Raw genomic sequence first — 20,500 nt, forward strand, 5'->3', positions numbered from 1 at the left:
TGCTCCTTCTGTCTGAAGGAGTATGAGTGCATGTCCGACCGCCATCCCGACCACGCCCACAGCCTGGCCGACGATCTGAAGGTCATGGAGACGCTGATGGCGCGCCGTCGCGCGCTGAAGTGGTTTGCCGGTGCGGGCACCGCCGCGCTGGTCGCGGGTTGCGGCGGCAGCGACACGGCGTCGGGCAGCGTCGCGGTGGTAAGCGGCTCCACCGCCAGCGCCACGCCGACACCGACGCCGAGCGCAACCCCCACGCCGACCGCCAGCGGCACGAGCGCCGCATGTATCGCCGACCCGGCCGAAACCGCCGGTCCCTATCCCGGCGACGGCACCAACACCGCCTCCGGGGGGACATCCAACATCCTCACCGTGAGCGGCGTCGTGCGCAGCGACATCCGCCCCAGCTTCCTCTCGACCACCACGGTCGCGACCGGCGTCCTGCTGAAGATCACGCTGACCCTGGTCGACGTCAACGCCACCTGCGCACCGCTGGCGGGTTATGCGGTCTATCTGTGGCATTGCGACCGGCAGGGTCTCTATTCGCTCTATACCGCCCCGGCGGAAAGCTATCTGCGCGGGGTCCAGGTGACCGATGCCAATGGCCAGGTCAGCTTCACCACCATCTTCCCCGGCTGCTATGACGGGCGCTGGCCGCATATGCATTTCGAGGTCTTCTCCAGCCTCTCCAACGCGCTGGGCGGTCGTTATGCAGTCCTGACCTCGCAGCTGGCGATGCCGAGCGCCGTCTGCTCGGCCGTCTATGCCGATGCCACGACCTATCCGTCGAGCGCCGCGAAGTTCGCGCGTATTTCGCTGTCGAGCGACGGCATCTTCGGCGACAACAGCGCGGCGCAGGTCGCCCAGCAGACGCCGGTGTTCAGCGGCAACGTCACGGCGGGTTACGATGCGACCGCGCTGATTGGTATCGCCAGCTGAATTCCCGCGTGCAAAAGCATTTGGCCGATGCTTTTGCACGCCATGCCGCAGCGGCTCCAGCGGGTCGAAGCCGGTGGCCGCGACAGGCATTGAGCCGAGAGGCGCGATGCCGGTAGTGATCGAGTATCATGATCTATCCATCCCGAATAATCGATTGGACAGATTGCCTGCGGGCGCGGCACTATCCGTGGTGAAGTGACATCGGTAGGAAGAGGACACCGAGATGGCCGATTACGAAAAGCCCAAGAGCGGCGGTTGCCCGATGGGTGGCAAGGGCGGCGGCGAGGTCAAGGCCCGGTCGCTGCTGGGACGGACCAACAAGGACTGGTGGCCCGACGCGCTGCCGATCGACATGCTGCACCAGCACGGCATCTCGCCCGACCCGATGGGCGAGGGCTTCGACTATGCCGAGGCGTTCAACGCGCTCGACTATGCGGCGGTCAAGGCCGACCTGCTCGCGCTGATGACCGACAGCAAGCCGTGGTGGCCCGCCGATTACGGTCATTACGGTCCTTTCATGATCCGCATGGCATGGCACGCCGCTGGCACCTATCGCGTGACCGATGGGCGCGGGGGTTCGTCCTCGGGGCAGCAGCGTTTCGAGCCGCTGAACTCATGGCCGGACAATGGCAATCTCGACAAGGCGCGGCGCCTGTTGTGGCCGATCAAGCAGAAATACGGCAAGCATATCAGCTGGGCCGATCTGTTCATCCTGGCGGGCAATGTCGCGATCGAGAGCATGGGCGGGCCGACCTTCGGCTTCGCGGGCGGCCGCAAGGACGTCTATGCGTCGGAGGGCGATACCTTCTGGGGCGCCGAGGAGCTGTGGGTCGATGAAGGCGCGCAGACCCGCATCACCGAGGAGACGCCCGAGCTCGAAGGACCGCTCGCCGCGATCCAGATGGGCCTCATCTACGTCAATCCCGAAGGACCTGGCGGCAATCCCGACCCGCTGACCTCCGCGCGCGACATGAAGGCGACGTTCCGGCGGATGGCGATGAATTCCGAGGAGACGGTGGCGCTGACGGCGGGTGGCCATGCGTTCGGCAAGGCGCATGGCGCCAAGCCCGCCCCGCACTTCAAGAACCCGGCGGCGGAAGCGGTGCACCAGCAGGGGCTGGGCTGGCTGACCGACAGCGAGGAGATCGGCCAGGGGCATATCACCACCTCCGGCATCGAGGGTGCATGGTCGAACAATCCGACCAAGTGGACCGGCGACTATCTGCGCCTGCTGTTCAAATATGACTATGAACTGACGCAGAGCCCGGCGGGCGCCAAGCAGTGGACTCCGGTCAATCCCGACCCCGAGGACATGGCCCCCGACGCGCGCGATCCCAACAAGCGCGTGCCGACCATGATGACCACCGCCGACATGGCGCTGAAGATGGACCCCGAGTTCCGCGAGATCGCGCTGCGCTTCCGCGAGGATCAGGCGGCGCTGGACGACGCCTTCGCCCGCGCCTGGTTCAAGCTGACTCATCGCGACATGGGCCCCAAGATCCGCTATCTCGGCCCCGAAGTGCCCGAAGAAACGCTGATCTGGCAGGACCCCGTGCCCGAAGGCACCGTGCCCTCGGATGCGGCCGTGGCGGCGTTCAAGGAGGCGGTGCTCTCCAGCGGGTTGACGGTCGGACAGCTGGTCAAGACCGCCTGGGCCTCGGCCTCGACCTATCGCCGGTCGGATCATCGCGGCGGCGCGAACGGCGCGCGCATCGCGCTGGCCCCGCAGAAGGACTGGGCGGTCAACGAACCCGAACAGCTCCAGCAGGTCCTGGCCAAGCTGAACGAACTGCGCGGCGACATGTCGCTGGCCGACGCGATCGTGCTGGCGGGTTCGGCGGCGGTCGAGAAGGCCGCGCGCGATGCCGGGTTCGACGTGGCGGTCCCGTTCCTGGGCGGTCGCGGCGACGCGACGCAGGAATGGACCGATGTCGAGAGCTTCATCTGGATGGAGCCGCAGGCCGATGGTTTCCGCAACTATCTGAAGACCCGCAACCCGGTGAAGACCGAGGAGCTGCTGCTCGACCGGGCCTCGCTGCTCGGGCTGTCCGCGCCGGAAATGACGGTGCTGGTCGGCGGCCTGCGCGTGCTGGGCGCGAACTTCGGCGATGCGCCGGAGGGCGTGCTGACCGACCGTCCGGGGCAGCTGACCAACGACTTCTTCGTCAACCTGCTCGACAATGATACCTTCTGGGATCTGGTCGATGCGTCGAGCGACGAGAAGTTCATCGGTTACGACCGTGGCGGGCGCCAGGAAAAGTGGCGTGCGACCCGGACCGACCTGATCTTCGGCTCGAACTCGCAGCTGCGCGCGACCGCCGAGGTCTATGCCGAGAACGGGCACGAGGAGAAATTCGTGCGCGACTTCGTGCGGGCCTGGGTGAAGGTGATGAACGCCGATCGCTTCGACGTGACCGCCAAGCCGGTGTCGGCCAACCAGGCCAGCTAACCACCCTTAGGGTGAGAAGGGGGCGCGGTGTCCGGACTCAGGTCCGGGTCGCCGCGCCCCTTTTTCATGTCGTCCGGATCGCGCGGCCGTGCCGCACCGGCGGCGCTCCGGACCGTTCAGCCTTGCAGCCAGTCCCGCAACAACTGGGTGACCTCGCCGGGGCGCTCTAGCGGGGCCAGATGCCCGCAATTGCGGATCTCGTGGAGCAGCGCGCCGGGAATTTGGTCGGACAGCTCGCGCGCTTCGGCGGGCAGGCATATGCGGTCATATTCGCCCACCGCCACCAGCGTCGGCACCCGCACCGCCGCGATGGCCGCGCTGATATCCGGCCGGGCGAGCATGGCCCGCTGCTGGCGCTCGAAGACGGCCGCGCCGACGCGCTCGGCCATCGCCTGGACGGGGCCGCTGACGATCGGGGTCAGCGTCGGGTCGGCATGGGGTGCGGTGGCGAGCAGGCCCTGCTCGGCGACGGTGCGCGGTCGCATCCGCATCGACGCGCGGGTGCCGAACAGCGCCACCCGCTGCACCCGCTCGGGCGCCTGGCGGATGACCTCCAGCGCGACATAGCCGCCCAGGCTGACCCCGGCGACCGCGAAGCGGGGCGGGGCATGGGCCAGCACCCGCGCCGCCATCGCCTCCAGCGTGTCGTCGACGGTCAGGTCGCCGAGCATCGGATGGGTGACGTCGCTCAGGTCGATCACCTGCCTGGCCCAGAGTTGGCCGTCGCAACCCATGGCGGGCAGCAGGATGAGGGGCGGCGCGTGGCGGATCATGGCAATGTCTCCCGATGGGGGCGTGAGGGTGGGATGGGTCAGGTGAACAGGGTCAGCAGCCCGCGCGCCGGGTCGGTCAGGCCTTCCCAGATCATCTTGCCCGCGACCCACAGGATGACGAGCAGCCCGACATAGGCGAGCCAGCGATAGCGCTCGATCACGCGGGCGAGGATATTGGCGGCCAGCCCCATCAAGGCGACCGACAGGATCAGGCCGATGGCTAGGATGCCGGGATGGTCGCGCGCGGCCCCCGCGACCGCCAGAACATTGTCGAGGCTCATCGATATGTCGGCGACCGCGACCGCCCAGGCGGCGGCCCAGAAGCGGCGCGGGGCCCGGTGCGCCAGCGCATCGTCGTCACCATCGCCGCCGCGCAGTTCGCGCCACATCTTCCACGCGACCCAGACCAGCAGCAGCCCGCCCGCCAACACCAGCCCGACGATCTGGAGCAGCTGCGTCACGACCAGCGCGAAACCGATGCGCAGGACCAACGCGGCGACCACGCCGACCAGGATCACCTTGCGCCGCATCGCCGGGGGCAGCCCCGCCGCCAGCGCGCCGACGACGATGGCGTTGTCGGCGGCGAGCAGGACGTCGATCAGGACGACCTGGGCAAAGGCCGCCAGAGCTGCGGGCGTGCCGATCGCGGCGAAGTCGGCGACGATATGCGGCCAGAGCGTCTCCATCGGATCAGCCCATCAGCGGGAAGGCGAGCACCGCCATCCCGACCAGCGTCATGACCACACAGACCATCGCGGCGGGGATCAGGGTGAAACGCTGGTGATCGGCCAGGTCGACGCCCGCCAGGCTGACCAGCAGATAGGTCGACGGCACCAGCGGGCTGAGCAGATGGACCGGCTGGCCCATCAGCGAGGCGCGGGCGATCGCCATCGGCGACACGCCATAATGCGTCCCCGCCTCGGCCAGGATCGGCAGCATCCCGAAATAGAAGGCGTCGTTGGAGATGAAGAAGGTGAAGGGCAGGCTGAGCGCGGCGGTGATCGGCGCCATATACGGCCCCAGCACCGGAGGAATCCAGCCGACGACCTCCTTGCTCATCGCCTCGACCATGCCGGTGCCCGACAGGATGCCGGTGAAGATGCCCGCCGCGAAGATCAGCGAGACGACCGACAGGACATTGCCCGCATGGGCGGCGATCCGCTCCTTCTGCTCGGCGACCTGCGGATAGTTGACGATCATGGCGACCGCAAAGGCCAGCATCATCAGCACCGACAGCGGCAGGATGCCCGAGACCAGTCCCGCGATCAGCGCGATGGTCAGCGCGGCGTTGAACCCGCGCAGGTGCGGGCGGCGCGCCTCAGGGAATTGCGACACGGCCATGCCGGTGAAGGCGGTCGGCTCATTGGCCTTCACATGGCCGATGCGGCGACGCTCCTTGCGGCCGAACCAGATCGCCAGCCCGATCAGGAAGGCGAGACCCGCGATCATGCCCGGGATCAGTGGCAGGAACAGCGTGGCGGGATCGAGCTTCAGCGCGCTCGCGGCGCGGGCGGTCGGGCCGCCCCAGGGGGTCAGGTTCATGATCCCGCTGGTGCTCATCAGCAGGCAGCACAGATATAGCCGATTCATGTCGTACCGCTTGTAGAGCGGCAGCAGCGCGGCGATGGTGATGATGTAGGTGGTCGACCCGTCGCCATCCAGGCTGACGATCGCGCACAGCACCACCGTGCCGATCAAGATGGCCAGCGGATCGCCGTGCACCACGCGCAGCAGCCGGTTGACCAGCGGATCGAACAGCCCGGTATCGGTCATGATCGAGAAGAACAGGATCGCGAAGAGCAGCATGACGCCGGTCGGCGCGAGATTCTTGATGCCGTCGATCATCATGTCGCCCAGGCCGGAGGCGAAACCGGCGATCAGCGCGAAGGCGGTCGGCACGACGATCAGCGCGACCAGCGGGGTCATCCGCTTCGTCATGATGAGCGTCATGAAGGTGGCGACCATCAGGAAGCCAAGCAGGGCAAGATCCATCGAAGGATGCTCCGTGAGGGAGGAGGGTGTCTTAGAAGGTGACGGCGATGCGCGTGCCGATCGTCTCGCCGCTGTCGGCGCCGGTGAAGGCGCCTGCGCGATTGTCGGTGTCCCAATGGACCCAGTTGAACTGGAGCCGGGTGAAGCTGTTGAGATACCAGTTGGCGCCGACCGTCGCGGCCCAGCCGCGCCCGCCGGTCAACAGGCTGGTATAGTCCAGATTTTCATAGCGCGCGGTCAGCTCGATCGCGCCGGCCCCGCCCTCGAAGATCGGTTTCAGCACGCGGGGCTGGCCGAAGCTGCCCAGGCGCGGGTTATAGGGAGGCAGGTCGCCGGTGACGAACCAGCCGCCCGACAGGCTCCACGCCTTGCTGAGAAAGTCGGGGCGGTCGCCGGTCAGGCGCGCGCGCCGCTCGCCCGCCTCGGCCATGACCCAGACCGGGCCGACATAGCCGCCCAGCTCCGCGCCATAGCCGGTGGTGCTGCGCCCGCCGAGCAGCGCGCCGGTCGACACCCGCAACGCGCCGTTGAAGCGGCCGCCGATCACCGTGTTGCGGGTCAGCGTGGTCGCCGCCGAGGACAGCGCCTCGTCAAAGCCCCACAGGCCGATATGGAGGACCGAACGCTCGCCCTTGACCGGGTTCCAGTGCGCGCGGGCCAGCACGGTGCGGCTGTCATTGGCGGCCTGGCTGCCGTCGATCCGGTCGCCGGTCAGCGTCAGCGAGGCGTGGCCGGTCTTCCAGAACAGGCGCGGCATGATGCCGACGCCGTAGAAGCCGCGCTGCGGGATGATCGCGGTGGCGACGACGGTGCGTTCCATGAAGGGCGTCGAGTCCGATCCGGTCGAGCCCTCGAACCCGCGATCGTTGAACAGATGCCCGGCGCGCAGGTCGTAATCCAGGCCCGGCCGGATACGGTTGCGCCAGCCGATGAAGGCGGTGACGATGTCGACGTCATTTTCGGAAAAGTCGGTTTCGAACTGGTAGAAGAAATGGGTGCCGACCCCGCCTTCCAGGCCCAGGCGCAGCGCGCGCATGCCGGTCGTGGTGATGTTGCGCCCGTCATAGCGCGAACCGAAGCTGGAGCTGACATCGGCCAGGATGCGGCCGCGCGGCTTGAAGGTGTAGATGCCGTCCGCCGAGTGGAAGACGGGCAGGCCCGCCCCCCATTCGGTCGTCACGCCCGCCGCATTGGCCTGCCGCGCCTGTGCCACGTCGCGCTCGGCGGGGCCGGGGGGGACGAGCTGCGGCGCGAAGGGGCGGGTAACGGTGTCGCGGCCGGTCGTGTCGTTCTGCGCCAGTTGCGGTGCGGGCGTCGCCGCCGCTGCCGCCGGGGTGGTGGGGGCGGGCATGGTGCGGGCGACCGTGGCGGGGGCCTGCGTCCCCTCCAGCCGGTCGAGCCGGGCGCGCAGCGTCGCGATCTCGGCGGCCTGCTGGCGGACCAGCGCGGCGAGGTCGTCGTTGCTCGGCGTCTGGGCCAGCGCGGGGGTGGCGGCCAGCAACGCGACCAGCGCGGTCGCGGTTCGGTACGGGATCATCGGGTTCGGGCCCCTTCGGCTAGAGTGGCGCGCCAGTCGGCCAGGAAGCGGCGGCGCTTGATCGTATCGAGATTGACGAGAAGCTGCGGCCCGACGCGGATCGGGCGTTGCTGTTCGGACGACAGGCGGGGCGCGCGGACATCGCCGCGCACCGGCAACAGCCATTGCCGCGCGAGGAGCGTCTGCCCGGTGCGCGACAGCAGGAAGTCGAGGAACAGCCGCGCCGCCGCCGGATGCCGCGCATCGCGGGTGATGAAGGCGACGCGGGAGGCGATGATCGTATAGTCGCGCGGAAACACCACCCGGATGCGCGGGTCGCGCAGCGCGCGGGTCAGCGCATAGGGGCCGACGACATTATAGGCGATGGCGATCCGCCCCGCCGCCACCGCGTCCAGCATCGGCTCGGTGGTGCGCGACAGCATCGGCCGGGTCGCCGCGATCGCCTGGACCAGCGAACGGGTGTCGCGGGTGATCGCATGATCCTCGGTCAGATAGAGATAGCCGACATTGGACCGGGCGGGGTCATAGGTGGCGACCTTGCCCGTCAGCGCGGCGCGACGGCCGCGCAGCAATTGCTCGAACGCCTCATGGGTGCGGGGCACCTGTGCCGCCGGGATCAGGCGGCGGTTGACGACGAAGGCGACCGGCTCGGCGGTGACGCCGTAACCCATGTTCTTCCAGACGGCCGTGGCGGGTAAGGCGGGCTTTTCGGGGCTGAGATAGCCTTGCGCATAGCCGTCGTTGATCAGCTTGGCCTGGAGATCCATCGCCGAGGACCAGACCAGATCGGCTCCCGCCGCGCCCTGCCGCGCCTCGGCGACGACGCGGTCGTAGATGGTGCTCGATTCCAGGTCGTCATAGCGGACCGCGACGCCGGGATAGGTGCGGCGAAAGGCGGCGATCAGCGGCTGCATCGCGGCGGTGTCGGCATTGCCATAGACGCGCAGGCCGCCCTCGGCGCGCGCATCGGCGACCAGCGCGTCATAGGAGCGGGGATAGCCGACCGGGCGATGCGGCGCGCTGCCTTGCGCGAACGCCGGAGCGCCCAGCAGCAGCATCGATAGAATCAGGATTCGCATCGTTCAGGTCCTCTCGCTTCCCGCCTCTGAGTTCGGGTAAGCTCATGGACATGAACTATGCCGGCAAGCTGTCATCCACCTTTCACCGGGTGGTGCGATGCGGATTCTGATCGTCGAGGACGATGCAGCGCTGGCGCGCGGGATCGTCGCGCTGCTGCGGGCCTCCGGCCATGCGGTCGATCATGTCGCCAGCGGCGAGGATGCGCTGATGGTGATCGCGGACGAGGCCTATGCGCTGGTCGTGTTAGATGTCGGGTTGCCGGGGATGGACGGTTTCTCGGTGCTGGAGACGTTGCGGCGGCGGGGCGCGCGCGTGCCGGTGCTGATGCTGACCGCGCGCGACGCGCTGGACGACCGGGTGCGCGGGCTGGACCTGGGGGCGGACGATTATCTGCGCAAGCCCTTCGCCCCCGCCGAACTGGAGGCGCGGATTCGCGCGCTGGGGCGGCGGCGCGGCGGCGATCCGACCCCGGCGCTGGTCGTCGGCGCGCTAGTGCTGGACCGTTCGCGCGGCGAGGCGCGGGTCGGCGAGCGGGCGCTGGACCTGCGCCGCCGCGAATGGGCGGTGCTCGACTCGCTCGCCACCCGCGCCGGGCAGATCGTGCCGCGCGAGACGTTGCAGTCCGAGGTGTTCGGCTATGACGAGCCGGTCGGCCCCAATGCGATCGAGGTGAACATCACCCGCCTGCGCGGCAAGCTGGCCCCCGACGGCCCGGCGATCCGCACGGTGCGCGGGGTCGGCTATATGCTCGATGCCGATTGAGCGCGCGCGCGGCGGTGCGCTGGCGCTGCGCACCCGGCTGCTCGCGGCGATGCTGGCGCCGATGCTGGCGATCGCGGTGCTGCTGGGGCTGGCGGGGGCGACGCTGATCGCCGATGTCGTCCGCCGCACCAATGACCGCGTGCTCGGCGGGGCGCTGGGCGCGGTGGCGGAGACGGTGCAGGTGGAGCGGGGCGAGGTGACGCTCGACCTGCCCGCCGCGGCATTCGGAATGCTGGAGAATAGCGAGCGCGACAATGTCTATTACCGGATCGCGGTGGGTGGGCGCCTGCTGACCGGCTATGGCGACCTGCCCGCGCCGCATATCGCGGAACTGGCGCTCGACACGCCGCGCTTCCGCTTCGCCCGCTATCGCGGCCAGGATATCCGCGTCGCCGAGGTGCGCCGCGCGCTGCCCCGCATCGACGCGCCGGTGGTGGTGCAGGTGGCCGAGACCCTTGACGGTCGGCGGGCGCTGCAACGGCGGTTGGTGATCGCGCTGGTGCTGGGCGAGATCCTGCTGGTGGGCGTTGCCATGCTGCTGATCCGCCCGGCGCTCGCCTGGAGCCTGCGCCCGCTGGCGGGCCTGCGGGGGGCGGTGTCGGCCCGCGACCGGCGCGCGACGCCGGACCTTTCGCCGCTGGATACCGGCCCCTTGCCGGTCGAGCTTCGCTCGCTGGCCGATGCGTTCAACCATCTGCTCGCCCGGCTGGACAGCGCGACGGCGGGGATGCGGCGCTTTACCGCCGACGCCTCGCACCAGATGCGCACCCCGCTGGCGGTGCTGAAGGTGCAGGTCGCGCTGGCCCGGCGGGGCAGCCCGACCGCCATGGGCGAGATCGCCGATGCGGCCGACCGTCTGGAGCATCTGGTGACGCAACTGCTGGCGCTCGCCCGTGCCGAGGAAGCGGGCGTCGCACCCCCGCGCGAGCGGGTCGACCTGCGCGAAGTCGCGGTCGCCGTCATCAACCGCCGGATCGCGCAGGCGATCGAGGCGGGGGTCGAAATCCATCTCGATGCCCCGGGCGATCTCGTGATCGCCAGCCATCGCACACTGGTTTTCGAGATCCTGTCCAACCTGCTCGACAATGCGATCCGCTATAATCGTCGCGGCGGCCAGGTGATGATGACCATCTCGGGCGAGCAAGGGGCGGGGACCAGGATCGTGGTGGCGGATGACGGCCCCGGCCTGCCGGATGACGACCTAGCCCGTCTGGGCGAACGCTTCACCCGCCTTTCGACCGCGCGCGACAGCCAGGGCAGCGGCCTCGGCCTCGCCATCGTCCGCTCTGCGGCATCGCGCCTCGATGCGTCGCTGGAGATCGTCAGCACCCGACCCGGCCTGCGGGTCACGCTGGGCTTCGGGGCGGCCGGAATGATCGGCGGCGACGGGGATCAGAAGCTGTAGGCCAGCCCCAGCGCCCCCAGCCACTGTCGGCGCGACCCCGCCTGTGCGACGATCGGGCTGTCGCCGATGCTGCCCGTCATGCCGCCAAAGGTGCCGAGCGCGACGAGGTGCAGGCCGTGCAGCAGATCGCCGTGCAACGTGTGAACCCCGACAAGGCCGATCGTCCAGTTCTTGATCCCGCCCTTGGCATCGTAGACGGGCAGGCCGCTGCGGAGGCTTTGGGCGGTTGAGACGCTATAATAGGTTCGCGCGTAGCGATCCTCGGCCATGTCGACCGACGCCGTGAATGCCACCGCCATATGAAGCGATAGCGGCGTGAAATAGGTCAGGCCGGGTTGCCACAGCCCCGCATCATGGATCCCAGCCACATCGTGCCGATAGGACAGGGTGAGGGACAGCGTGTCATAGGGGCTGGTCACGACGCCCGTTTTCTGGACCCCGACATAGCCGCCCAGTTCGATGGCGGTGCCGAGCGCGCCGAGCGCGCGGACGCGGGGATCGTGGATGCCGCTTAGCGTGCTGCGGTTGAAATTGACCTGGGCGACGGGCCCGCCCTGAAACCGCCAGCCCGGCCCCGGCCGGTCGCGGAGCAGGTCGATGCTCAACTGGTTGCCCGCAAGGACGAAGGAATGTCCCTCGACCGAGCCGATCGCGGCCGGGGCGACGACCGGGCTGTAATGATCCGAGCCCTCATAGTCGGGAATGACGGCCAGACCGGCCCCCACCGCGACCCGGTCCCGGTCGAAGGGGGAGGGCTCGGAACGGGACTGGGCGGAGACCTGCGCGGGTAACGGCGCTGCGATCAGCCCGGCCGCCGCGACCATGATACGGAATGTCGACATGCGATCGTCCTTTCGATCAGCCGCCCAGGGCGACCTGCAACTGGATACGCGCCAGCGCGCCGGCGGTGGTGTGATGGAGAAGGGCGCGCTCGGCGGCGATCTGCGCGGCCTGCGCGTCGATGAGCGGCCCGGCGGCGATGTCGCCGCGCCGATACCGCGCCTCGACCGCCATGACGGTTTGCCGCCGCGCATCGCTGTCCGCCGCCGCCAGGCCCCGTCGCCGGTCGAGCGCGCGGACCAGGGCCAGCGCATCGTCCACCTCGCGCCAGGCATTGCGCACCGTCCGCTGATAGGCGAGCGCGGCGCTGCGCTCTTCGGATCGACGCAGCGACAATTGGCGTTCCAGCCGCCCGCCCGCGAAGATCGGGATCGACAGGACCGGCCCCGCCCCGGTGGTGCGCGCGTCCCATCCAAAATCGGCCAGGTTCAGGACGTCGATCCCGAACAGCCCGGACAGGTTCAGGCTGGGGTAGAAGTCGGCCTGTGCGGCGCCGATCGCGGCGGTCGCGGCGTGGAGCGTGGCTTCCGCGTCCAGAATGTCCGGGCGACGACGGGCGAGATCGCTGGGCAGCCCCGGCGCGGGCTTGGCCAATACAGGCGCGGCGGGTCGGCCTGCGCCGTCCGGCGGCGGCGTGTCGGGATTGTCGCCGACCAGGATCGCCAGGGCGCGGGCGGCGCGGGCGATGTCGGTGTCGAGCGCGATCAGGGCGTCCTGTCGTGCCCGCTGCTCGCTTTCCACCGCGCGGGCATCGATGCCGCTGGCCAGCCCCCGTTCCCGGAGCGCGGCGGCGATGGCCAGCCTGCGCTCGCCCAGCGCGCGGTCGCGCTCGGCGAGGCCGCGCTCCGCGATCAGCCCGCGCCATTGCCAATAGGTCTGCGCCACCGCCGCCTCGACCGACAGGCGGGCGGCGCGGGCGGCGGCGTCGGCCTGCGCGATCCCGGCGGTCGCGACCTCCACCTCGCGGCGATGCTTGCCCCACAGATCGATGGCCCATGTGGCGCTGATATCGGCCTGGTAGAGATCGAAGGCATAGCCCTTCGGGATGGCGCCTTCCGTCTCGCTGGGCGGCTGACCCAGCAGCGGCGCCAGCACCCCGGCCAGGCCCGCCGTGCCGATGCGGTTGCGACTATAACCGAGCTGCCCGCCGATCTGCGGCAGGCTTTCGCCCCGTTTGGCATCGCGCGCGATCCGCGCCGCCACCAGCCGTTCCTCCGCCATGCGCAGGTCGAGATTGGCGGTCTGCGCGCGCGCCTCCAACCCGTCCAGCGCCGGATCGCCGAAACGGCGCCACCAGGGCTCGGACGGAGAGGTTTGCGATGCGGCCGCCCCCTGCCACCGCGCGGGCAGATCGGCGACGGGCGGATGGAAATCCGGGCCGACCGTACAGCCGCCCAGCAACAGGCCGAGCAACCCCGTGCCGACGATGCGACGGTCAATCATGGGCGGTCTCCCTGGACGCGTCTTCGCGCCCGAACAGCAACAGGTAGAAGGCGGGCAGCGCGACCAGCGTCAGGATGGTCGCGCCGATCAGCCCGCCGATCATCACGATCGCCATCGGACCCCAGAAGATGTTGAAGCACAGCGGGATGAAGGCCAGCACGGCGGCCAGCGCGGTCAGCACGACCGGGCGTGCCCGGCCGGTCGTCGCGTTCACCACGGCGTCGCGCACCGCCATCCCGTCGGCGCGGTATGATTGCACCTGATCGACCAAGATGATGGTGTTGCGCATGATCATCCCCGCCAGCGCGATCAGCCCCAGCAGCGCGACGAAGCCGAACGGCGCGCCGGTCAGCAGCAGCGCCGCCACCGCCCCGATGATGCCCAGCGGCGCGGTCGCCAGCACCAGCAGCGTTCGCGAGACGCTCTGCAACTGGATCATCAGCAGCACGAGCATGATCCCGATCGTCAGCGGCAGCAGGCGATAGATCGCCCGGTTGGCATCGGCGGACAATTCGCCGTCGCCGCCTTCCTCAAGCCGATAGCCGGGGGGCAGGGCGGCGCGGATCGCAGCGATCCGGGGCGCGGCGGCGTGAACGATCTCGGACGCCTGGACATCGCCGATCATGTCGGCCTGCACGGTCATGGTCGGCGCGGCATTGCGGGTCCAGACGACCGGCTGTTCGGTGGCGGGGCGCAGCGTCGCCACCTCGCCCAGCGGCACCATGCCATGGGACGTGGCGACGGGCATGTCGATCAGGCCGCCCAGATCGTGCCGATCCTCGGCCCGGCCGCGCACCATGATGCCGATCTGCTTGGTCCCGTTCAGCACCGCGCCCCCCGGCGCGCCCGACAGGATGGCGGCGAGGTCGCCCGCCACCTGCGCGCGGTCCACCCCCAGCGCCGCCGCCCGTTCCGGATCGATCGCGTAGCGCGCGACGGGCGCGGCGATGCCCCAGTTGATCTGAACGGCGGTGGTCGACGGGGTGGCGCGCAGCACGGCGGCGATCCGCTCCGAGATCGCACGCAGCCGCGCCGGATCGCTCCCCACCACCCGGTACTGGACCGGCGCACCCAAGGTCGGCCCGAGCGACAGGCGACGCACATGCAGGCTGGCTCCGGCGATGCCCGGCATGCGCTCCAGCTTGTGGATCAGCGCGTCGCGTGCGGCCAGGTCGGTCGTGACCAGCATCACGGTCGCCTTCGCCGGATTGGGCAGCGCCGGACCATAAGGCAGATAGAAGCGCGCCGCACCGCGCCCGATATAGCTGTCCATGCTGCGGATACGGGGATCGCCGCGCAGCACGTCCTCCAGCCGCTTCACGGCGGTTTCGGTCGCCTCGATCGATGCTCCCGGTCGCATCGCGACGTCGATCATCACCTCGGGACGGTCGGAATTGGGGAAGAATTGCTGCCGTACGAGCATCGCCCCGGCCAGGCTGACCGCCAGCAGCGCGACCGTGATGCCGACGATCAGCCAGCACCGGTCGAGCGCCCAGTCGATGGCGCCGCGCAGATATCGATAGGGCCCGGAAGGACTGGCGTCATGCCCATGGGCCCGCGCCGGTTGCGGCAACAGCTTCACCCCCAGGAACGGCGTGAAGACCACCGCGACGATCCAGCTGACCAGCAACGCCGACCCCGTCACCCAGAAGATGCCCCCCGCATATTCGCTGGTCGTCGACTGGGCGAGGCCGACCGGCAGGAACCCGACGATGGTGATCAGGGTGCCGGTCAGCATGGGAAAGGCGGTGTGGGTCCAGGCATAGGCCGCGGCCTCGCGCCGGTCGACGCCCTGTTCCATCTGGACGACCATCGCCTCGACGCTGATGATCGCATCGTCGACCAGCAGGCCGAGCGACAGGATCAGCGCACCGAGCGAAATCCGCTCCAGCCCGATCCCGGCCACCCCCATGTACAGGGCGACGATCGCCAGCGTCAGTGGCACCGACAGCGCGACGACGATCCCCGTCCGCCAGCCCAGCGTGACGAAGGCGACGACCAGCACCACGGTCAAGGCGCAGAAGAACTTGACGAGGAAGGTGTTCACCGCCTCGCGGATATTGGCGCTCTGATCCTCCACCTGTGTCAGCCGCGCCCCGGCGGGCAGCGTCCGGCGGACCTCTTCGGCCGCCGCGCGGATGGCGTCGCCGAAGCCCAGGCCGTCCGCGCCCGGCGTCATCGACACGGCGAGGATGACCGCCCGGCGTCCGTCATGGCGCACCAGCGCGTCGGGCGGATCGGCATAGCCGCGTGCCACCTGCGCGATATCCCCCAGTCGGACCGCACCGGCGGCGGTCGGGATCCCGGCGCCCTCCAGATCGCGGACATCGTCCACCTGCCCGTCCAGCCGCACCGGCGTCTGCATCGCGCCCTGGACCCCGCCCGCCGGGCCGACCGCCTGGCGCTGGGCCAGCGCCTGCGCCACGCGACCCGGCGACAGGCCCATGGCTGCAAGCCGCCGGGGATCGACGTCCACGAACAGACGCCGGGGCAGTTCGCCGATGATCTCGGCCTTGCCCGCCCCCGGCACGCGCAGCATCGCGTCGCGCGCCTGCTCGGCCAGGCGAACCAGGCGGGCATTGTCCGCTCCGGTCAGCGCGAAGACATAGCCATAGACATCGGCATTGTCCTCGCTCGCCGTCAGCGACGCGCCGCCGGGCAAGGCGGGCTCGACGTCCTTCAGCTTGCGCCGGACCTGACGCCAGACTTCCTTCACCTGGCCGGGCGGCGCGGAATCCTTCAGTTCGACGGTGATGAGGCAGGCGCCCTCCAGGCAATAGGTCTGGAGATAATCGAGATGGTCGATCCCGCGCAGCGTCTGTTCGACCGGATCGGCGACCTGCGCCCGCATCTGCGCCGGGCTGGCGCCGTCCCAGCGGGCGGAGACGATCATCTCCTTCAGGGTGAAGCCGGGGTCCTCGTTGCGGCCCAGCGACAGGAATTGGAGCGCCCCCGCGACGAAGAGCAACGCGATCAGGAAGCCGACCAGCGCGGGGTGACGGATGGCCCATCGGGACAGGTTGAAACCGTCCATGGATCAATGGAATCCCGGCTCGATACCGGCCGCGACCACGCCCTGTCCCTCGACCAGCGTATCGGCGGCGGTGGCGACGACCGACTGGCCGTCGCGCAGTCCGGTGACCAGCGCATCCTGCCCGATCCATTCGGTGATCCGGACCGGCTGCCGCCGGATGCGCCTGTCCGGCAGGATCGTCCAGACATAGGGTCGCCCGGCACGATCGGCGATCGCGGACAGGGGCACGCGGATCCGCTGGGCCGGAACCGACGCTCGCAGGCTGAGCGTCACCATGCTGTTATAGGGTGGCGACCCGGCTCCGTTCAGCCTGAAGCGGGCGTCGCGCAGATGCGAGGCCGGATCGCCCTCGGGCGACACGAGGCGCAACCGGGCGGTGACCGCCATGGCCTGGCCGGGGCTGTGGACATCGGCCATCATGCCGGGCGTCAGGCGGATATCGGCGGGGGCGTGGATCTCCACCTCGGACGGGCCGCTCGCCAGCTTCAGGACCGTGGTGCCCGCATCGACGACGCTGCCCGGTTCGGCCAGCCTGGCGGTGACGACCCCATCCTGCGGCGCGACGAGCATGGCGTCGGACAGCATATCCCGGCTGCGTCGCGCGGCGGCGGCGGCGACCGCCATTTTGGCGTCGGCGGCGCGGGCGGTCAGAGCCCGCTGACGGACCTCGGCGCTCGACAGCGCGCCCAGGCCGTCCAGCCCCTGCGCACGGTTCGCCGCGTCCCGCGCGCCTTGCGCATCGGCGGTGGCGGCGGTCAGCTCGGCCGAGGCTTGCGCCACCCCGGCATCGGCTTCGGCGCGGCCCAGGCGACCGAGCACCTGTCCGGCGCTGACGCGATCGCCGACCCGGACCGTCAGCGCCAGCACCCGGCCCGGCCGCTTGAACGCCAGCATCGTCTCGCCATAGGGGCGCACGACGCCGCTGAACTGGCGCAACGCGTCGCCTGCGGCATGGACCGGGATTATATCGACGATCGCCACGTTGCGATCGGGCTGGGGCGGCGGCGGCGAGGAACAGCCTCCTGCATTCAGGGCGGATATGGGAAACAGCATCGCGACGATGCGATGCGTGCGGGCAAATGGCATGGCGGCCCCCTTGGGATCGGAATGGGGGGGCATGGCGAGGAAGCGGCGCGGCGCCTCCCGGATTTCGGATTTCGACCGATCGATTCCGAAATCGATCAGTCGGACGGGGGCGTCGTGTCCAGATGGCGGCGGCGATAGGCGCTGGGCGTCTCCCCCTGGCGCGCCTTGAAGCTGCGATTGAAGACCGCCAGGCTGCCAAAGCCCGCATCCATCGCGATGGTCAGGATCGGCACCTCGGCCTGATCGGGGTCGGCCAGCGCGGCGCAGACCTCGGCCACGCGCAGGCCGTTTAGATAATCGCTGATGTTGCGATGGCCGAACCGGCCGTTGACCAGCCGCCGGACCCGATATTCCGGCACCCCCAGATGCGTGGCGATGGCGCCGATGGTCAGGTCGGGTGCGCGGTACAGCCGCTCCTGCGTCATCGCCATGTCCAGCGCACGCGCGAGCGGCTCGTCCAGATCCTGGGGCGGGGAGGGATCGGCGGCGACCGGCAGGGACGGCGTGTCCTCGGGCGATGCGGATGCGAACATGTCCGGGTGGCGCAACCCGAACAGAAGCAGCGCCAGCCCGAATATCCCCGTCAGCATGCCGATCGCGCCGACGATACCGGCCATGGCGAAACCGCCCAGCGCCCGTCCGATGACCTCCGCACCGATCGTCCAGAGGATGACCATCGTGACGATGACGATGAAGGCGACCCGCGCGCGCAGCCGCGCCTCCACCAGATCGCTCGCCCGGTTCCGCCAGGCATGACGCAGCGTATCGACGGCAAGGGCGATCCCGGCGATGTAGAGCAGGCCGTCGAGCGGATGCAGCCCCGCCTGCGCCGCATGCTCGCCACCGATCACCGCCGCGCTCAGGCCGAGATAGCCCAGCGCACATGCCAGTTCCGCGACGCCGGGCCGGAAATTGTCGTCGAACCACGAACGGGCGAAGAGCCAGAATAGCGGCAGGCTGGCCGATCCCGCGACCCGCAGCACCGTGGCGAGCATCGGCCGGTCCTGCACGAAAGGCAGTCCGGCCAATTCCGCCAGCAGCGCGGCCAAGGCCAGCGCCGCGCCATAGCGACTGGGCCGGGTGGGCGCCTCGCTGAGAAACAGCGCGACCGCCAGTCCGAGCAACGTCACGATGCCGCCGTGCAGCCAGGCTTCCATGATGCGCGAGCGGGTCTTTCCTGGAGGATAGGGGGCGAGGGGCGAAAATGCCCTATCGGCCCGTCGATAGAAAGCGGCGGCGCGATGGTGTCAATAGGAAGGACCGGCGTCGGCCAAGCTTCCGCGAACGGCATGAGGCGTCGATGTTCGCGCGAGGCCGCCAGGGCGCCGGCCCTTCATCATTTGGTGCCCGACTCTTGGCGAAGCGACGGCATCGTTTGAGCCATGCGAAGGTGCGCTCGACGACTCAGCGGCGTGGCAGAGCGACGAGTGCCGGACGTCGGAACGCCTGATGATCTCGATGGGAGGCGGTAGAGATGCGCGATGGCGGCCCTCAAACTTGGCCCGGCGTAGCCGCCATCGGCGGAGAAGCGGTCCAGCGACGGGTAGGTGCCACGGTATCGCCCGATAAGGCCGGGCGTTCCATCACGGTCTTGGATGTCGGCGGGGTTGCTGGCCGTGTCGGTCATGATGTGACGCTTGCAACCCTTGACCTTTTTTGTGGCATCATAGCCACGCAGCCCGTTGGCTTCGGTGGTTTGACGACGGACTGTCGACAATAGCCGCGGTCGGTTCAGCCTCGCGGCCATCCGCGACCCGTGTGTAGGCCTCCAACACCGTATTGATCGCATCGAGCATACCGCTGTCGCGCGTCCGGTAGGAAAAGGTACTGCACGGCGGTGAACGGCGAGAAGTCCCGGGGTAGCTGCGCCCACTGGCAAATTGTCACCGCAAGATACTGGATCGCGTTCCAAAGATCCCTTGCCCGATGTAGGCGTGGACGCCCCCCTTTGTGGTTCGTGTCAGCAGCGGGGCTATGATCGCCCATTCCTCGTCCGTGCCGTCACTTGCGTACAGCAGCCGTCTCCTGTCCAGCTCGCGACGAGCGGTTTAAGTCCAGTCCGTGTGATCTCCGTGGTCTTCGCAACCCTCGTGAATCGCAACGGCTGAGATCGCCAAGCTCAATTTTCAATCGGGCATCTCATAGGGTGCGTTGCCCGCGCCAACTTGCGTTGGTCCAGCATCGCGCCGAACAGCAGGCGCTGCACTGATCCCGTAGCGCTGATGGGAAAAACTCGTAATGAACCACATATCGGACGGGGCGTTAAGTCCTTCCTCATGTCGGGGCTAACCGGGCCCGATGCACTTTTCGTAGCTAGAAAATGGTAAATGATACAGCTAGAAATTAACTCAAGGCATTGATAATACGAGGTTTATTATGTTACAGAATAACCAAAACTGTATCAGCGTGCAATAAAAAACGGTAACAGGCTGATAATAAAGTGTAATTTTTGATCACTTGCAAGTTGTCGCGGTGCAGCGCAAGTCGTTAAGCTGGCGTGTTTTGCAAAAAAAGTTATGTAATTGTAAAAATCGGACTGGCTTAACTCTGCTGCCACATGCGCATCGCCAAATTGCGCTCCTCGACACCCGTCGCGTTGGTGTAAATCGCGGTCGTCTTGATATCGGCATGACCGAGCCAGCGCTGCACCATGTTGAGCGGGACACCCGATTGGACAGCGTTAACGCCAAACGCATGGCGCAACCCTTTCGGAGTTGCGTAGCTACCCCGAATTCCCGCAGCCTCCATCACTTCGCGAATGCGACGATAGCCAGTCATTCTCGACCATGGAAATAGTCGATCAGGAGCGAGCAACCCTCTATCCAGCCCATCCCTCAGCTTAAGTATAAAGTTGGATTTAACCGGAATTGCGCGAAATACTAACCTTTTTCGTTTTTTAAGGCATTTAATGACAATGCAGTGTTGTTGGAAGTCAATGTTGTTTTTTCCTAGTGAAAGAGCTTCTGAAATACGGCAGCCGGTATAAGCAACGACCGAGCAGAATAGCTCGACGTCTATTGAAAAAGTTGTGGATAGCATAACGAAAGAATGCATTTCTTCTTTAGTTAGATATTTACGCTGTCCGAATGTATCGTACATGGACCAAGGCATTTCAAAGACCTCTTGACGATTTGGCCGCGCTTCGGACGGTGTGATTGCTGTG

At 68.2% G+C, this 20,500-nt stretch carries 15 protein-coding genes and 1 pseudogene; 4 read left to right on the plus strand and 12 right to left on the minus strand.

Annotated features, from left to right (window positions below; translation table 11 throughout):
• The first annotated feature begins 30 nt into the window (after window positions 1–30).
• Both QE385_RS00440 and katG read left to right on the plus strand, forming a co-directional pair.
• Window positions 31–936, plus strand: a complete 906-nt coding sequence (locus QE385_RS00440; RefSeq protein ID WP_307098025.1) for an intradiol ring-cleavage dioxygenase — start codon at window positions 31–33, stop codon at window positions 934–936.
• A 223-nt stretch (window positions 937–1,159) separates the two neighbouring features.
• Complete coding sequence (gene katG, locus QE385_RS00445) at window positions 1,160–3,385, plus strand: catalase/peroxidase HPI (protein ID WP_307098026.1); 2,226 nt, start codon at window positions 1,160–1,162, stop codon at window positions 3,383–3,385.
• Between the two features lie 116 nt (window positions 3,386–3,501).
• Here katG and QE385_RS00450 read toward each other — a convergent pair whose 3' ends face one another.
• The 5 genes from QE385_RS00450 to QE385_RS00470 are packed head-to-tail and all read right to left on the minus strand — an operon-like array spanning window position 3,502 to window position 8,766.
• Window positions 3,502–4,158 carry an alpha/beta fold hydrolase gene (locus QE385_RS00450; protein WP_307098027.1) on the minus strand — a complete coding sequence of 219 codons (657 nt, stop codon included), beginning with the start codon at window positions 4,156–4,158 and terminating at the stop codon, window positions 3,502–3,504.
• A gap of 38 nt (window positions 4,159–4,196) precedes the next feature.
• Window positions 4,197–4,844, minus strand: a complete 648-nt coding sequence (locus QE385_RS00455) for a YjbE family putative metal transport protein (RefSeq protein WP_307098028.1) — start codon at window positions 4,842–4,844, stop codon at window positions 4,197–4,199.
• Between the two features lie 4 nt (window positions 4,845–4,848).
• The gene (locus QE385_RS00460) at window positions 4,849–6,150 is read right to left on the minus strand and encodes a CitMHS family transporter (RefSeq protein ID WP_307098029.1); all 1,302 of its coding nucleotides are present in this window, start codon (window positions 6,148–6,150) and stop codon (window positions 4,849–4,851) included.
• 31 nt (window positions 6,151–6,181) lie between these two features.
• Window positions 6,182–7,687, minus strand: coding sequence for an OprO/OprP family phosphate-selective porin (locus QE385_RS00465; protein WP_307098030.1), 1,506 nt, complete (start codon window positions 7,685–7,687; stop codon window positions 6,182–6,184).
• Complete coding sequence (locus QE385_RS00470; protein ID WP_307098031.1) at window positions 7,684–8,766, minus strand: ABC transporter substrate-binding protein; 1,083 nt, start codon at window positions 8,764–8,766, stop codon at window positions 7,684–7,686. Before QE385_RS00470 ends, QE385_RS00465 begins: the two co-directional genes overlap by 4 nt.
• Window positions 8,767–8,863: 97 nt before the next feature.
• Between QE385_RS00470 and QE385_RS00475 the strand changes: the two genes are divergently transcribed.
• Window positions 8,864–9,529 (plus strand): response regulator transcription factor, encoded by a 666-nt coding sequence (locus tag QE385_RS00475; protein WP_307098032.1) that lies wholly within the window; start codon window positions 8,864–8,866, stop codon window positions 9,527–9,529.
• Complete coding sequence (locus QE385_RS00480; protein WP_307098033.1) at window positions 9,519–10,934, plus strand: sensor histidine kinase; 1,416 nt, start codon at window positions 9,519–9,521, stop codon at window positions 10,932–10,934. Before QE385_RS00475 ends, QE385_RS00480 begins: the two co-directional genes overlap by 11 nt.
• On the opposite strand, the gene QE385_RS00485 is transcribed toward QE385_RS00480, so the two are convergent.
• The 7 genes and pseudogenes from QE385_RS00485 to QE385_RS00510 form a co-directional block, all read right to left on the minus strand.
• The gene (locus QE385_RS00485) at window positions 10,922–11,776 is read right to left on the minus strand and encodes a MipA/OmpV family protein (protein WP_307098034.1); all 855 of its coding nucleotides are present in this window, start codon (window positions 11,774–11,776) and stop codon (window positions 10,922–10,924) included. The two genes, QE385_RS00480 and QE385_RS00485, sit on opposite strands and share 13 nt — an antisense overlap.
• Before the next feature lie 16 nt (window positions 11,777–11,792).
• Complete coding sequence (locus QE385_RS00490; protein WP_307098035.1) at window positions 11,793–13,217, minus strand: efflux transporter outer membrane subunit; 1,425 nt, start codon at window positions 13,215–13,217, stop codon at window positions 11,793–11,795.
• Window positions 13,210–16,251, minus strand: a complete 3,042-nt coding sequence (locus QE385_RS00495) for an efflux RND transporter permease subunit (RefSeq protein WP_307098036.1) — start codon at window positions 16,249–16,251, stop codon at window positions 13,210–13,212. The genes QE385_RS00490 and QE385_RS00495 overlap by 8 nt, the downstream gene beginning before the upstream one ends.
• A gap of 3 nt (window positions 16,252–16,254) precedes the next feature.
• Window positions 16,255–17,337, minus strand: a complete 1,083-nt coding sequence (locus tag QE385_RS00500) for an efflux RND transporter periplasmic adaptor subunit (RefSeq protein ID WP_307098037.1) — start codon at window positions 17,335–17,337, stop codon at window positions 16,255–16,257.
• Between the two features lie 95 nt (window positions 17,338–17,432).
• Window positions 17,433–18,494, minus strand: a complete 1,062-nt coding sequence (locus QE385_RS00505; RefSeq protein ID WP_307098038.1) for an AraC family transcriptional regulator — start codon at window positions 18,492–18,494, stop codon at window positions 17,433–17,435.
• Window positions 18,495–18,546: 52 nt separating this feature from the next.
• A pseudogene (locus QE385_RS19825) lies at window positions 18,547–19,370 on the minus strand (IS5 family transposase).
• Window positions 19,371–19,878: 508 nt separating this feature from the next.
• Window positions 19,879–20,436 (minus strand): site-specific integrase, encoded by a 558-nt coding sequence (locus QE385_RS00510; RefSeq protein ID WP_307098039.1) that lies wholly within the window; start codon window positions 20,434–20,436, stop codon window positions 19,879–19,881.
• Window positions 20,437–20,500 lie beyond the last annotated feature (64 nt).

Origin of the sequence: Sphingomonas sp. SORGH_AS_0950, assembly GCF_030818415.1 — a bacterium.
In the GTDB taxonomy this organism is placed as follows: domain Bacteria; phylum Pseudomonadota; class Alphaproteobacteria; order Sphingomonadales; family Sphingomonadaceae; genus Sphingomonas.

Coding starts and splice junctions, on each gene's coding strand:
- QE385_RS00440 (WP_307098025.1), top strand. CDS start 31: ATGTCCGACCGCCATCCCGACCACGCCCACAGCCTGGCCGACGATCTG.
- katG (WP_307098026.1), top strand. CDS start 1,160: ATGGCCGATTACGAAAAGCCCAAGAGCGGCGGTTGCCCGATGGGTGGC.
- QE385_RS00450 (WP_307098027.1), bottom strand. CDS start 4,158: ATGATCCGCCACGCGCCGCCCCTCATCCTGCTGCCCGCCATGGGTTGC.
- QE385_RS00455 (WP_307098028.1), bottom strand. CDS start 4,844: ATGGAGACGCTCTGGCCGCATATCGTCGCCGACTTCGCCGCGATCGGC.
- QE385_RS00460 (WP_307098029.1), bottom strand. CDS start 6,150: ATGGATCTTGCCCTGCTTGGCTTCCTGATGGTCGCCACCTTCATGACG.
- QE385_RS00465 (WP_307098030.1), bottom strand. CDS start 7,687: ATGATCCCGTACCGAACCGCGACCGCGCTGGTCGCGTTGCTGGCCGCC.
- QE385_RS00470 (WP_307098031.1), bottom strand. CDS start 8,766: ATGCGAATCCTGATTCTATCGATGCTGCTGCTGGGCGCTCCGGCGTTC.
- QE385_RS00475 (WP_307098032.1), top strand. CDS start 8,864: ATGCGGATTCTGATCGTCGAGGACGATGCAGCGCTGGCGCGCGGGATC.
- QE385_RS00480 (WP_307098033.1), top strand. CDS start 9,519: ATGCCGATTGAGCGCGCGCGCGGCGGTGCGCTGGCGCTGCGCACCCGG.
- QE385_RS00485 (WP_307098034.1), bottom strand. CDS start 11,776: ATGTCGACATTCCGTATCATGGTCGCGGCGGCCGGGCTGATCGCAGCG.
- QE385_RS00490 (WP_307098035.1), bottom strand. CDS start 13,217: ATGATTGACCGTCGCATCGTCGGCACGGGGTTGCTCGGCCTGTTGCTG.
- QE385_RS00495 (WP_307098036.1), bottom strand. CDS start 16,251: ATGGACGGTTTCAACCTGTCCCGATGGGCCATCCGTCACCCCGCGCTG.
- QE385_RS00500 (WP_307098037.1), bottom strand. CDS start 17,337: ATGCCATTTGCCCGCACGCATCGCATCGTCGCGATGCTGTTTCCCATA.
- QE385_RS00505 (WP_307098038.1), bottom strand. CDS start 18,494: ATGGAAGCCTGGCTGCACGGCGGCATCGTGACGTTGCTCGGACTGGCG.
- QE385_RS00510 (WP_307098039.1), bottom strand. CDS start 20,436: ATGTACGATACATTCGGACAGCGTAAATATCTAACTAAAGAAGAAATG.